The sequence below is a fragment of the Bacillus sp. USDA818B3_A genome, assembly GCF_009928415.1.
Taxonomy (GTDB): Bacteria; Bacillota; Bacilli; order Bacillales; family Cytobacillaceae; genus Neobacillus.
This window is the reverse complement of sequence record NZ_JAABNN010000002.1, coordinates 103,469-118,241: the sequence shown is the minus strand read 5'-3', so window position 1 is coordinate 118,241 and position 14,773 is coordinate 103,469. Positions and strand designations below refer to the sequence as shown.

Sequence of the window (14,773 nt, the reverse complement as noted above, 5' to 3'; positions counted from 1 at the left end):
TAAGACGATTCCTGTTCAGCTATGGTATAATTAAATTTTGAAATAGATAAATATAGTTTGATATAGATGGGAGAGAGACGATGAGCGAACATGCCTTAGGCAATAAAGAGCGATTCCAACTCTTGCTCCAGCAGCTCCAATTAGTAGAAGATGCTGTAGTAGTACATTTCCAAAATGCACAAATTGAAAGGCTTCTTGTTGAAAAGAAAGAGAGGAAGTGGCACTTTCAATTCCTATTTGAAAAAATACTTCCATTCAATGTTTATCTCAAGTTTACAACACAGCTTGAAAGAGCATTTTCCAGCATCGCAGCCATTTCCTACAATATACAAGTAACGAATCAAGCCGTCACACCGCAAATTTTACTAGACTACTGGAGCTATTGTATCCAGCAAATTGACGGTATTTCACCTCCGCTTGTTAAGCTATTAAATGAACAAATCCCAGTAGTCAGCGGTAATAAACTGACTGTGTCTGTTAGAAACGAAGCGGAGGGTCTTGCTTTAAAAAGAAAGTATGGCCCTGTCATTGGGGATATTTATCAGTCCTTTGGTTTTCCAATGCTGGCTATTGATACCGAATTAAAAAATGAAGAGAAAAATGATGAGTATCAGCAATTCTTACTGGCAAAACAAAAAGAAGATCAAGAACGTGCTAAAATGGCTGTTGTAGAAATGCAAAAGAAAGAAGCGGATAAGAGTCAATCGGGAGGAGAGGCTCCTTCAGGACCGCTTCAAATTGGTCTAACGATTAAGGATGATAGTGAACTTCGCAGTTTGATTGATATTGTCGATGAAGAAAGACGTGTCGTCGTACAGGGGTACATCTTTGATGCTGAGATAAGAGAGCTCAGGAGCGGCCGTTCCCTATTAACTTTTAAAATAACAGATTATACAAGTTCCATTATTGTTAAAATGTTTTCTCGTGATAAAGAAGACGCAGCCCTTTTCCAATTTATCAAAAAAGGCATGTGGGTAAAGGTTCGGGGAAGTGTTCAGAATGATACATTTGTCCGTGACCTTGTAATGATTTGTAATGATATTAATGAAATCAAACCAGCGGGACGAAAGGATACTGAACCAGAGGATGAAAAACGAGTTGAACTTCATCTTCATACTCCGATGAGTCAAATGGATGCCGTTACCCCAGTAAGTACCCTGATTGCCCAAGCGAAAAAGTGGGGACACAAGGCAATTGCCGTAACCGATCATGCTGTTGGCCAGTCATTCCCTGAAGCATATGGTGCAGGGAAAAAGAATGATATCAAAATCCTATACGGCGTAGAGGTAAACCTGGTGGATGATGGGGTGCCGATTGCTTATAATGATGCCCATCGATGCTTGGCCGAGGATACATTTGTGGTATTTGACGTTGAAACGACAGGACTTTCAGCAGTATATGATACCATTATTGAACTCGCAGCCGTTAAGATTAGAGATGGAGAGATCATTGACAGGTTTGAATCATTCGCTAACCCGCATCGGCGTCTGTCAGCAACGATTATTAATTTGACAAGTATAACGGATGATATGCTAAAAGACGCTCCAGAAATCTCTGAAGTAATTAAGAATTTTTATGATTGGGTTGGCGATGCGGTATTAGTTGCCCATAACGCTTCCTTTGATATGGGCTTCTTAAACGTAGCCTATAAGCAAATCGGCTTGGAAAAAGCAAAAAATCCTGTTATCGATACATTAGAACTGGGCCGCTTTTTATATCCTGAACTTAAAAATCATCGTTTAAATACATTGGCTAAGAAATTTGATATTGATTTAACCCAGCATCACCGAGCCATTTATGATACAGAAGCAACTGGTTATTTGCTTTTGAAAATGCTAAAAGATGCTTTGGAGAAGGGAATCGAGTTCCATGATCAATTCAATGATAATATGGGTAAAGGAAATGCCTATCAACGTGCCCGTCCCTATCACTGTACACTTTTAGCTCAGACAGAAGCAGGCTTAAAAAACCTATTTAAATTAATCTCTATATCACATATTGAGTATTTTTACAGAGTGCCAAGACTTCCAAGGTCCGTCCTGCAAAAGTACCGTGAAGGAATTTTAGTAGGGTCCGGTTGTAACAAAGGTGAAGTGTTTGAAGGGATGATGCAAAAATCCCCTGAAGAGGTAGAGAGCTTTGCAGGATTTTATGACTATCTTGAAGTCATGCCAAAAGAAGTGAATGCCCCACTAATTGAAATGGAATTGGTACGTGACGAGCATTCGATGGAAGATATCATTGGGAAGATTGTTGCCCTTGGTGACAAATTGGGGATTCCAGTTGTGGCAACAGGAAATGTTCATTATTTAAATGAAAATGATAAAATCTATCGAAAAATATTAGTTAATTCCCAAGGCGGGGCCAACCCGTTGAACAGGCATGAACTGCCCGATGTTCATTTTAGGACAACAAACGAAATGCTTGATGCCTTTTCATTTTTAGGTAAAGAGAAGGCAAAAGAGATTGTTGTTACCAACACAAATAAAATTGCAGACATGATTGATGTAATAAAGCCAATCAAAGACGATCTATATACACCTCGTATTGAAGGTGCAGATGAAGAAATGCGTGAAATGAGTTACGCAATGGCACGCAGTATCTATGGTGAAGAGCTTCCGGAAATAGTAGAAGCCAGGCTCGAAAAAGAATTAAAAAGTATTATCGGGCACGGGTTTGCTGTTATTTATTTGATCTCCCATAAACTGGTTAAAAAGTCCCTTAATGATGGTTATCTTGTTGGTTCACGTGGATCGGTTGGTTCATCATTAGTTGCAACAATGACGGAGATTACAGAAGTAAATCCACTGCCGCCGCATTATGTATGTCCAACCTGTAAGCATTCGGAATTCTTTAATGATGGTTCCGTCGGTTCAGGATTTGACTTACCAGATAAAGACTGCCCGAATTGTGGAGAAAAATACCGCAAAGACGGCCATGACATTCCCTTCGAAACCTTTCTAGGATTTAAAGGGGACAAGGTCCCCGATATCGATTTGAACTTTTCCGGTGAATATCAGCCTCGTGCTCATAACTATACAAAGGTTCTATTCGGTGAAGAATATGTTTTCCGTGCTGGAACGATTGGTACGGTAGCGGATAAAACAGCTTTCGGATATGTAAAAGCTTATCAACAGGATAATAACTTGCAAATCCGCGGGGCAGAAGTGGAAAGGTTAGCTTCCGGCTGTACGGGGGTAAAAAGAACAACCGGTCAGCACCCAGGGGGAATTATTGTTATTCCGGATTATATGGATGTGTATGACTTTACCCCGATCCAATTCCCGGCAGATGACCGCAATTCAGAATGGAAAACAACTCATTTTGATTTCCATTCCATCCATGATAATGTCCTAAAGCTCGATATACTCGGACACGACGACCCGACGGTTATCCGGATGCTTCAGGATCTGAGCGGCATGGATCCAAAGACGATCCCGACAGATGACCCAGAAGTAATGAAAATCTTCAGCAGTACAGAGTCACTTGGTGTTACAGAGCAGCAAATCATGTGTAAAACCGGTACATTAGGTATTCCTGAATTTGGTACCCGCTTTGTGCGTCAAATGCTTGAAGATACAAAGCCGACAACCTTTTCAGAACTTGTCCAGATTTCCGGATTATCACATGGAACGGACGTGTGGCTTGGAAATGCACAGGAATTGATTCATAACAATATCTGTAACTTAAGTGAAGTAATTGGTTGTCGTGATGATATCATGGTGTATTTGATTTATCAGGGACTTGATCCATCGTTTGCTTTTAAAATTATGGAATCCGTTCGTAAAGGTAAAGGTTTATCCGAAGAGATGGAAGCTGAAATGCGCAAGAATGAGGTGCCGGAATGGTACATTGATTCTTGTAAAAAAATCAAGTATATGTTCCCGAAAGCTCACGCCGCAGCTTACGTTTTAATGGCTGTAAGGATTGCGTACTTTAAGGTACATCTTCCTCTTCTATATTATGCTGCCTATTTCACAGTCCGCGCTGAGGACTTTGATATAGAAGCTATGTCTCGAGGTTCCGAAGCAATTCGTGCAAAACTTGAAGAAATTAATGCAAAAGGTCTTGAGGCATCAAATAAGGAGAAGAACTTATTAACGGTCCTAGAACTTGCGCTTGAAATGACGGAAAGAGGTTACAGCTTCCAAAACTATGATTTATATAAATCAGATGCTGCAGAATTTATTATTGAAGGAAATACCTTAATTCCTCCGTTCAATTCGATCCCAGGATTAGGAACAAACGCGGCTTTTAATATTGTTAAGGCAAGAGGAGAAGGAGAATTCCTATCCAAAGAAGACTTGCAGCAGCGCGGTAAGGTATCCAAGACCATCCTTGAATATTTAGATAAACAAGGCTGTCTTGCGGCATTGCCTGAGCAAAACCAGCTTTCCTTGTTTTAGGGCACTTCCGCTTTGGGTTTGCATATCAACAATGGTTATGGTATAGTTTTATTGGAAATACTAAGAAATACTCTCGAGTTCAAGAGTGGGGAAACCCACTCTTTCGTTATGTAACCAAGCTGCGTATTGCATCTTGGTTTTGTTTACTATTGTTTTTGTATAACTTGATAAAACTTTCCGTGAACTACATAGAATTTGGGTGGAATAATAAAAGAAAAGGAGGTAAAGCATGAGCAATGTAACGGAAGTTGTAGAAGAGCTGGCTGCACCAATTTTTCAAGAACTTGGATTAGAACTAGTGGAAGTCGAATATGTGAAAGAAGGAAAAAGCTGGTTCCTCCGCGTATATATCGATAAGGATACGGGTGTTGATATAGAGGACTGCGGCTTGGTAAGCGAACGCTTAAGTGAAAAATTGGATGAACTGGATCCAATTCCTCATAACTATTTCCTAGAAGTATCATCGCCAGGAGCAGAGCGGCCATTAAAAAAGGCAACTGATTATGAAAGATCCATCGGGAAAAATGTATTTGTTAAAACCTATGAACCCATCGATGGAGAAAACAAGTTCGAAGGCAAATTAGTGGAATTTAACGGTGAACAAGTGGTGATTGAGATAAAAATCAAGACACGGAAAAAATTGATTAATATTCCATTTGAGAAAATAGCAAGTGCACGCTTAGCAGTTTCCTTTTCATAAAAAAAGAAAATTTAAAAAGGATTAGGGGGATACAAGCAAATGAGCAGCGAATTATTAGATGCTCTTTTAATACTGGAAAGAGAAAAAGGGATTTCCAGAGACATTTTGATTGACGCAATTGAAGCAGCATTAATTTCAGCTTATCGCAGAAATTTCAATCAAGCTCAAAATGTCCGCATCGATTTAAATTTAGGAACGGGTTCTATGCGTGTGTTTGCACGTAAAGAAGTAGTTGATCAGGTATTTGATCCACGCCTGGAGATTTCTATAGAAGATGCCCAGCGAATTAACCCGAATTATCAAGTGGAAGACGTTGTCGAAATGGAAGTTACTCCAAAAGATTTCGGCAGAATTGCTGCTCAAACCGCGAAACAAGTTGTTACGCAGCGTGTAAGAGAAGCAGAAAGAGGAATTATTTATTCTGAATTTATTGACCGAGAAGAAGATATCATGACGGGAATCGTCCAAAGACTTGATTCTAAATTTATTTATGTCAGTCTTGGGAAAATTGAAGCGTTGTTACCTGTAAATGAACAAATACCCAATGAACGTTATAAACCGCATGATCGAATTAAAGTATTTATTACTAAAGTTGAAAAAACAACTAAAGGCCCGCAAATTTTTGTGTCACGTACACACCCTGGATTATTAAAGAGATTATTTGAAATCGAGGTACCGGAAATTTATGACGGCACGGTTGAAATTAAATCAGTCGCTCGTGAAGCCGGCGACCGCTCGAAAATCTCTGTTCATTCTGATAATCCTGAAGTTGATCCAGTTGGATCATGTGTTGGTCCAAAAGGTACCCGTGTCCAAGCTGTAGTCAATGAGCTAAAGGGTGAGAAAATAGATATTGTTAAGTGGTCAGATGACCCTGTTGTGTTTGTTGCTAATGCACTAAGCCCTTCTAAAGTGCTTGATGTTGCAGTAAACGAAGTAGATAAGGCAACCACAGTGGTGGTTCCGGATTATCAACTTTCCCTGGCAATTGGTAAACGCGGCCAGAACGCCCGTCTTGCAGCAAAATTAACCGGCTGGAAAATTGATATCAAATCAGAAACAGAAGCACGTGAACTAGGAATTTATCCACGTGAAGAAACAATCAGATTATTTGACGACCAAGTGGATACAGATCTTGACTTTGAAGAAGAGTTAGATGACTAGGTGAGGTGAATGGCGGAGTGAACACAAAGAAAAAAGTTCCTATGCGTAAATGTATAGCAACCGGTGAAATGAAACCGAAAAAAGAACTCGTTCGCATCGTTCGTTCAAAAGAAGGGGAAGTATCGATCGATTTGACTGGAAAGAAATCGGGCCGAGGTGCATACCTTTCAAAGAACAAAGAAGCTGTACTATTAGCCAAGAAAAAAAACACCTTGTCTAACCATTTAGAAGTACCGATTCAAGATACAATCTATGAAGAACTACTTGAGTTAATAGAGAAGGAGAACTGACTATCCAAATGAAGGACAATCAATGGATGTCATTGCTTGGCTTAGCCAATCGAGCGCGTAAAATCATATCAGGTGAAGAGCTTGCCCTTAAAGAAATCCGAAATAATAAGGCAAAACTCGTTTTACTGGCAAAAGATGCATCAGCAAATACAACAAAAAAAATTACAGATAAATGTAATTCCTATCATGTGCCTTTGAAATTCGTGGAAGATCGATATCTTCTTGGTCAGGCAATTGGCAAAGAAGCCCGCGTTGTTGTAGCTGTTTTGGATCATGGATTTGCAAAGAAGTTGGTAACGTTGCTCGATTAAATCTAGCGGGGGTGAAACAAATGAGTAAAATCCGTGTTTATGAATACGCAAAAAAACACAATATTTCAAGCAAAGAAATCATTAACAAACTAAAAGAAATGAATATAGAGGTTTCTAATCATATGGCAACAATAGAAGATGCAGATATAAAAAAGCTAGATGCCACATTTAACAAAAAGGCAGAAGGTACTACTTCCCAACCCAAACAAAATAATGGGCAGCAAAATCGTCCAAGTGCCCGTCCGAACGGACAGCAAAACCGCCAAAATCAAAGACCGGCTCAAGGCGGTCAAAAACCTCAAGTTCAGGCGAAATCACCGAAAGCATTTGAGGAAGCTGCAGACAATAATACAGCTCCTAGCAAGGTAAAAGTTGTCTCACCACCAAAAAAGGTGGAAGGTAAAAAGCAAAATCAGGAAACTCAATCAAAAGAAAACAAAGTATTTAATAATGCTGATAAATCTAAGGCTAGGCCTTATAATAATAACCAAAATCGTAATAATAACAATAATAAGAAGAAGAAGGCTCACACGCCAGTTCAACACTCACAGCCAGTAAAGAAAAAGGAAAAAGAGCTTCCAGCTAAAATTACCTTTACTGAATCTTTAACGGTTGGAGAATTAGCGAAAAAGATTTATCGCGAACCATCCGAAATCATTAAAAAATTATTCTTACTCGGTGTTATGGCAACCATCAATCAGGTGCTTGATAAAGATGCGATTGAACTAATCGCAGGCGAGTATGGGGTCGAAGTAGAAGAGGAAATTAAAATCGATGCCACTGATTTAGAAGTGTATTTTACAGAAGACGCTGAGGAAAACTTAGTCGAAAGACCTTCAGTTGTTACGATTATGGGACACGTTGACCATGGTAAAACAACCTTACTTGATTCCATCCGGAATACAAAAGTAACTGAAGGTGAAGCTGGAGGAATTACCCAGCATATTGGTGCATACCAAGTAGTGGAAAACGGTAAAAAAATCACCTTTTTAGATACGCCTGGACACGCTGCTTTTACAACGATGCGTGCCCGTGGTGCTCAAATTACTGACATCACAATTCTTGTGGTTGCAGCTGATGATGGTGTGATGCCTCAAACAGTTGAAGCCATTAACCATGCAAAAGCAGCAGAAGTACCAATTATTGTAGCCGTTAATAAAATGGATAAAGAAGCTGCCAATGCCGATCGTGTGATGCAGGAATTAACTGAACATGGATTAGTATCAGAAGCCTGGGGTGGGGATACTATATTTGTACCACTATCCGCTAAAACAGGTGAGGGAATCGATAACTTGCTTGAGATGATTCTGCTTGTCAGTGAAGTAGAAGAATATAAAGCAAATCCAAACCGAAATGCGGCTGGCACAGTAATTGAAGCCCAACTCGATAAGGGCCGCGGTTCTGTTGCAACATTATTAGTCCAAAATGGTACACTAAAGATAGGTGATCCAATTGTTGTAGGAAACACGTTTGGCCGTGTTCGTGCAATGGTCAATGATAAAGGCCGCCGCGTGAAAGAAGCTGGACCATCTACTCCTGTTGAAATTACTGGTTTGAATGATGTACCGCAAGCAGGGGATCGTTTCGTCGTATTTGAAGATGAAAAAACCGCTCGTCAAATTGGTGAAGCACGTGCACAAGTGGCACTCGCAGCCCATCGTGGCGAAAAGTCGATTGTCAGCCTGGATAATTTATTTGAGCAATTAAAGCAAGGTGAAATGAAGGACCTAAACATTGTCTTAAAAGCTGATGTTCAGGGATCCGCAGAAGCCGTGGCAGCTTCCTTGCAAAAAATTGACGTTGAAGGCGTTAATATTAAAATCATTCATAATGGTGTGGGTGCCATTAATGAATCCGACGTTACCCTTGCCGCAGCGTCAAATGCGATTGTAATTGGTTTTAACGTTCGTCCGGATGTGAATGCCAAACGTGCGGCAGAAGCTGAAAAAGTGGACGTACGCCTGCACCGGATTATTTATAAAGTAATTGAAGAGATTGAAGCAGCGATGAAAGGGATGCTTGACCCTGAATTCCAAGAAAAAATTATTGGGCAGGCAGAAATTCGTCAAACCTTTAAAGTATCTAAGGTTGGTACGATTGCTGGTTCTTATGTAACCGATGGTAAAATCACTCGTGACAGCGGAATCCGTTTAATTCGAAATGGTGTTGTTATCTTTGAAGGACAAATCGATGCTTTAAAACGCTTTAAAGACGACGCTAAAGAAGTTGCACAAGGATACGAATGTGGTATTACTATCAAAAACTTCAATGATGTTAAAGAGGGAGATATCATTGAGGCTTATATTATGGAAGAAGTCGAGCGTAAATGATTGTCGGCGTAGCCGAATGTGAATGCATAATTTATGATGCTCATTCTTTAAAAGAGAAACGGGCGGTTCTGCAGCGGATACTAACACGTTTAAAACAAAAGTTTAATGTATCGGTTGCAGAAGTGGATTATCAAGATGTCTGGCAAAGAACCAAAATTGCCATAGCTGTTGTTACTTCAACCAAGGTATCCACGGAGCATGAATTACAGAATGCATTAAAACTAATCGACTCCTTTCCTGAAATTGAACGAACAATCACCGAGATAGAATGGCTTTAAGTTAAGAGGTGAATGCAATGAGCCACAGAGCAAATCGTGTTGGAGAACAAATGAAAAAAGAACTTAGTGACATTATCGGACGGAAGATAAAAGATCCACGGATTGGATTTGTGACCGTAACGGATGTCCAAGTTACAGGCGATCTTCAACAAGCAAAAGTATATATATCGGTATTAGGTGACGATGAACAAAGGGAGAATACTTTAAAGGGCCTTGCCAAAGCGAAAGGATTTATTCGCACAGAAATAGGCCACCGTATCCGCCTTCGTAAAACTCCAGAAATCATCTTTGAATGGGATGAATCAATCGATTACGGAAACCGGATTGAAACCCTTCTTCATCAATTGCATACCGATGATGATAAACCGTTACAAAATCATAAAGAAGAATAGTGGATAGACAAATGTCTATCCCTTTTTTTAATGTTATCTTAAAATGAATTGGGAAGGGGTAATGAAATGGAAGGGATATTACCTTTATTTAAACCTGCTGGACTGACCTCACATGATTGTGTATTCAGACTGCGGAAGATTTTAAAAACGAAAAAGGTCGGTCACACAGGCACATTAGATCCTGATGTTACAGGCGTCCTTCCAATCTGTATTGGAAAAGCAACAAAGGTAGCGGAATACATAACAGATGCGGGTAAAGCCTACCTAGGTGAAGTAACACTAGGATATTCCACAACAACAGAAGATGCCTCTGGTGAAGTAGTGGTAAGAAAAACAGTTAATCGTACCATTACAAGAGAAGAAATAATCGGAGTCTTACATTCGCTCACAGGCGAAATCGAGCAAACCCCGCCAATGTATTCAGCTGTTAAGGTGGGAGGTGTCCGCCTTTATGAATATGCACGTAAAGGGATAGAAGTAGAAAGACCGACAAGGATTGTTTCGATATACTCCATCGAATTACTGGATGACAGGGAACAATTTGAAGGTGAGACTATCTCATTTCGCTTTCAAGTACACTGCAGTAAAGGGACATATATCAGAACATTAGCTGTAATGATGGGGGAAAAGCTTGGTTTCCCTGCACATATGTCTTATTTACAAAGGACTCAATCGGCGAGCTTTTCTTTAGAGGATTGTTTGACCTTTGAAGATATCGAAAAAAATATGGAAGAAGGGACCATCTCAAACGTGTTAAGACCATTAGAATCAGCACTTTCTCATTTGCCGAAACTCCGGATTAATGATAAAGTAGCAGAGAAAGTGAAAAATGGTGCGCTGTTAGAGATACCTGACCATTTGAAAACAATTAACGGACCGATTATAGCTGAAACGGATGATGGAACTGCACTGGCTATTTATGCAAAACACCCAAATAAGCAGGACCTGCTCAAACCCGTTAAGGTGTTACGAAACGATATATAATAATAAGGTACGGAATAGAAAAGGTGAGTTTTTTGGAAGTACTAAGGCTTAGTTACCCTATTGATACAGCAAACAAAGAATTGCCTCCTTTAGCCATGGCTCTAGGATATTTTGATGGCGTTCACCGCGGGCATCAACAGGTAATCCTTGAGGCCAAGAATCAGGCAGAAAGAAAAGGACTGGCCAGTGCGGTTATGACTTTTGACCCGCATCCCTCTGTGGTGTTAGGGAAAAATACGAAGCATGTTCACTTTATTACCCCATTATCAGAAAAAGTGAAAATTATTGAAGAATTAGGGATTGACTATCTATTTATCATAGAGTTTACTCCAGAATTTGCCCATCTGCTGCCACAGGAGTTTATTGATCAATTTGTGATTGGTTTAAAAGTTCAACATGTTGTTGCCGGATTTGATTTTACCTATGGCCGGATGGGGAAAGGGAATATGGAGACACTGCCATTTCATTCACGGGATCAGTTTACTTTTTCAGTTATCCCCAAATTTGTACAAGGGGATGAAAAGGTAAGTTCTACAAGAATTCGCCGCCTTCTAAGTGAAGGCGAGATCATCGAACTTAAAGTCCTTCTCGGAAGATTTTATACAACATCAGGTACTGTTGTACATGGGGACAAACGAGGCCGCACAATTGGCTTTCCTACTGCCAATGTGGATATGGAAGATGAATATATCATCCCGCCAGTTGGGGTCTATGCGGTAAGGTTAAGGGTGAATAATAGATTGTACGAGGGAGTATGTAATGTCGGTTATAAACCTACCTTTAATAAAGAATTACTCAAACTATCCGTAGAAGTCCATTTATTTGAATTTAATGAGGATATCTACGGTCAAGAGGTAGAGATTGAATGGCATCTTTATCTCCGCAAAGAACAGAAATTTGCTGGCATTAATGAACTAGTTGCCCAGATCGAAAATGATAAGCTAAATACCCTAGACTATTTTGAAAAGAATCGACATTCTTTCTAACTTAGTTGCAAAAAGAAGGTTTTCTTATAAAATGTTCAGGTTTTAACTTGCATTTTGACGGAAAACCTTGTATTCTTATATACGTATTAGAAACCTTTACTTGGCAAGTCGAGTCTCCGACGCTTGCTCGGTAACAGGGGATATGAAAATTTCAGGAGGTGAACCGGATGGCAATCACTCAAGAACGTAAAAACGAACTTATCAGTGAGTACAAAACTCATGAAAGCGACACTGGATCTGCAGAAGTTCAAATCGCTGTCCTTACAGAATCAATCAATAATTTGAACGAGCACTTACGTACACACAAGAAAGACCACCACTCACGTCGCGGTCTTTTGAAAATGGTAGGTAAACGTCGTAATCTTTTAACTTTCTTACGTAATAAAGATGTTCAACGTTACCGTGTATTAATCAATAAGCTTGGTCTACGTCGTTAGTTAACAGAAGCGGGAGTTTTCCCGCTTTTTTGTTAGCAAAAAAACATTTTTTATACATAATTTTAAGTCTTAGCTTTTCTGTGCATACTATAAATAATTTGGTTTAAACAATAAGCTTTAAAGGCTTTTTTTATATGATTAGTTTGATGATTAACCGAGAGTACTTTCTTTCGTATCATCCTTCTAAGGATTTAGTTAGAGAGGGGTAAAAATATGGAACAACTAAAACATGAATATTCTATGGAGTGGGCCGGCCGGAAATTAACGGTAGAAATTGGTCAATTAGCGAAGCAAGCAAACGGTGCAGTAATGGTCCGCTATGGTGATACAGCTGTATTGAGTACAGCAACTGCGTCAAAAGAACCAAAGAATCTCGACTTTTTTCCATTAACAGTTAACTATGAAGAACGTCTATATGCTGTCGGTAAAATTCCAGGCGGCTTTATTAAGCGTGAAGGGCGTCCAAGTGAAAAGGCAATATTAGCAAGCCGCTTAATTGACCGTCCGATTCGACCGCTTTTTGCAGATGGGTTTAGAAATGATGTCCAGGTAATCAGTATTGTTATGAGTGTGGACCAAGATTGTTCCACTGAAATGGCTGCAATGTTTGGCTCATCATTGGCACTAAGTACATCTGATATTCCATTCGAGGGTCCGATTGCCGGTGTGGTGGTTGGCCGCGTGAATAACGAATTTATTATTAATCCAACCGTTGAACAAGCAGAAAAAAGTGATATTCATTTAACGGTCGCAGGGACAAAAGATGCGATTAACATGGTAGAAGCGGGTGCATTAGAAGTTCCTGAAGAAACCATGCTTGAAGCAATCATGTTTGGACATGATGAAATCAAGCGGTTAATTGAGTTTCAAGAAAAAATTGTTGCAGAAATTGGTAAAGAAAAAAGAGAAATTACATTATATGAAATTGACCAGGAACTAGAAGCCGAGGTTAGAGGGCTTTGCGAAGCTGATATGGTAAAGGCCATTCAAGTTCAAGAAAAGCACGCCCGTGAGGATGCAATTAAAGAGGTAAAAAACCAAGTAATTGCAAGATACGAAGAACAAGAAGCGACAGACGAAGACATGAAGCAGGTTAAGCAGATTTTGGACAAGATTGTTAAGGGTGAAGTTCGTCGTTTAATCACGGTTGAAAAGGTTCGACCAGATGGCCGTAAAATTGATGAAATTCGTCCATTGTCTTCTCAAGTCAGCATCCTTCCACGTACCCACGGTTCAGGTTTATTTACCCGCGGACAAACACAAGCTCTAAGTATTTGTACGCTTGGTGCCATGGGAGATGTTCAAATCCTCGATGGATTAGGAATTGAGGAAGAAAAACGGTTTATGCACCACTATAATTTCCCTTCCTTTAGTGTCGGGGAAACAGGCCCAATTCGTGGTCCAGGCCGACGTGAAATTGGACATGGTGCACTAGGTGAACGTGCCCTTGAGCCAGTTATTCCGAACGAGAAGGATTTCCCATATACGATCCGACTTGTGTCCGAGGTACTTGAATCAAATGGTTCTACCTCACAAGCTAGTATTTGTGCTAGTACGTTAGCGATGATGGATGCTGGTGTTCCAATTAAAGCACCTGTTGCCGGGATTGCAATGGGACTTGTGAAATCAGGAGAGCATTATACCGTATTATCTGATATTCAAGGTATGGAAGACCATCTTGGTGACATGGACTTTAAGGTTGCAGGAACCGCAAAAGGCGTGACTGCACTTCAGATGGATATCAAGATTGAAGGTCTTTCCCGTGAGATTCTAGAAGAAGCCCTTCAGCAGGCAAAGGTAGGCAGAATGCATATTTTAGATTCTATGCTCGCTACAATAACAGAACCAAGAACTGAGCTTTCACAGTTTGCGCCTAAAATCTTAACGATGAACATCAATCCAGATAAAATTCGCGATGTAATTGGACCAAGCGGTAAACAAATCAATAAGATTATCGAAGAAACTGGTGTTAAGATTGACATTGAGCAAGATGGAACCATATTTATTGCCTCAGCCAATCAGGAAATGAATCAAAAAGCGAAAAAGATTATTGAAGATATTGTCCGTGAAGTGGAAGTTGGACAAATGTATCTTGGTAAAGTTAAACGGATTGAAAAGTTCGGTGCATTTGTTGAAATTTTTGCAGGAAAAGACGGACTTGTCCATATTTCTGAACTTGCGGAAGAGCGCGTAGGAAAAGTGGAAGATGTCTTGAAAATAGGCGATGAAATATTAGTTAAGGTAACGGAAATAGATAAACAAGGCCGCGTAAACTTGTCGCGTAAAGCTGTTTTAAAAGAGCAGCGTGAAAAGGCAGAAGCAGCAAAAGAGTAATTGAAGTGAGTTTTTTGAGAAAAAGTCAGGGAAATCCCTGGCTTTTTCTATGCTCACTTTAAAGTTGTCCAGCTCAAGTGCATTCAGTCAAGGTGTGTCCCGCTCTTCTTGTTCTACCTTGTCCTCCTTAGACATAATCTTTATAGAAGGGGGAATGGTAG

At 39.9% G+C, this 14,773-nt stretch carries 12 protein-coding genes; all 12 read left to right on the top strand.

All coding sequences use genetic code 11. The annotated features are described in order from the left end of the window. The first annotated feature begins 80 nt into the window (after positions 1-80). The 12 genes from GXK58_RS03695 (at position 81) to pnp (ending at position 14,612) form a co-directional block, all read left to right on the top strand. Positions 81-4,406: a PolC-type DNA polymerase III gene (locus GXK58_RS03695; RefSeq protein WP_160719973.1), complete on the top strand. Its 4,326-nt coding sequence runs from the start codon at positions 81-83 to the stop codon at positions 4,404-4,406. A gap of 229 nt (positions 4,407-4,635) precedes the next feature. After that, entirely contained in the window at positions 4,636-5,106 is a 471-nt protein-coding gene (gene rimP / locus GXK58_RS03690; protein WP_160719971.1) for a ribosome maturation factor RimP, read from the top strand. A gap of 39 nt (positions 5,107-5,145) precedes the next feature. Further along, the gene (gene nusA / locus GXK58_RS03685) at positions 5,146-6,270 is read left to right on the top strand and encodes a transcription termination factor NusA (RefSeq protein ID WP_160719969.1); all 1,125 of its coding nucleotides are present in this window, start codon (positions 5,146-5,148) and stop codon (positions 6,268-6,270) included. 17 nt (positions 6,271-6,287) lie between these two features. After that, complete coding sequence (rnpM, locus tag GXK58_RS03680) at positions 6,288-6,560, top strand: RNase P modulator RnpM (RefSeq protein ID WP_160719968.1); 273 nt, start codon at positions 6,288-6,290, stop codon at positions 6,558-6,560. Between the two features lie 8 nt (positions 6,561-6,568). Beyond that, positions 6,569-6,871, top strand: a complete 303-nt coding sequence (locus GXK58_RS03675) for a YlxQ family RNA-binding protein (protein WP_160719966.1) — start codon at positions 6,569-6,571, stop codon at positions 6,869-6,871. A gap of 20 nt (positions 6,872-6,891) precedes the next feature. Next, the gene (gene infB / locus GXK58_RS03670; protein ID WP_160719964.1) at positions 6,892-9,201 is read left to right on the top strand and encodes a translation initiation factor IF-2; all 2,310 of its coding nucleotides are present in this window, start codon (positions 6,892-6,894) and stop codon (positions 9,199-9,201) included. Beyond that, positions 9,198-9,479, top strand: a complete 282-nt coding sequence (locus tag GXK58_RS03665; RefSeq protein ID WP_160719962.1) for a DUF503 domain-containing protein — start codon at positions 9,198-9,200, stop codon at positions 9,477-9,479. The genes infB and GXK58_RS03665 overlap by 4 nt, the downstream gene beginning before the upstream one ends. A gap of 17 nt (positions 9,480-9,496) precedes the next feature. Next, positions 9,497-9,871: a 30S ribosome-binding factor RbfA gene (gene rbfA, locus GXK58_RS03660; RefSeq protein WP_160719960.1), complete on the top strand. Its 375-nt coding sequence runs from the start codon at positions 9,497-9,499 to the stop codon at positions 9,869-9,871. A gap of 66 nt (positions 9,872-9,937) precedes the next feature. After that, the gene (gene truB / locus GXK58_RS03655) at positions 9,938-10,855 is read left to right on the top strand and encodes a tRNA pseudouridine(55) synthase TruB (RefSeq protein WP_160719958.1); all 918 of its coding nucleotides are present in this window, start codon (positions 9,938-9,940) and stop codon (positions 10,853-10,855) included. Between the two features lie 32 nt (positions 10,856-10,887). Continuing rightward, a complete protein-coding gene (gene ribF / locus GXK58_RS03650) occupies positions 10,888-11,841 on the top strand; it encodes a bifunctional riboflavin kinase/FAD synthetase (protein WP_160719956.1) in 954 nt (317 codons plus the stop codon). 167 nt (positions 11,842-12,008) lie between these two features. Beyond that, positions 12,009-12,278, top strand: a complete 270-nt coding sequence (gene rpsO, locus GXK58_RS03645) for a 30S ribosomal protein S15 (protein WP_066068670.1) — start codon at positions 12,009-12,011, stop codon at positions 12,276-12,278. Positions 12,279-12,491: 213 nt separating this feature from the next. Next, positions 12,492-14,612 (top strand): polyribonucleotide nucleotidyltransferase, encoded by a 2,121-nt coding sequence (pnp, locus tag GXK58_RS03640; protein ID WP_160719954.1) that lies wholly within the window; start codon positions 12,492-12,494, stop codon positions 14,610-14,612. Positions 14,613-14,773 lie beyond the last annotated feature (161 nt).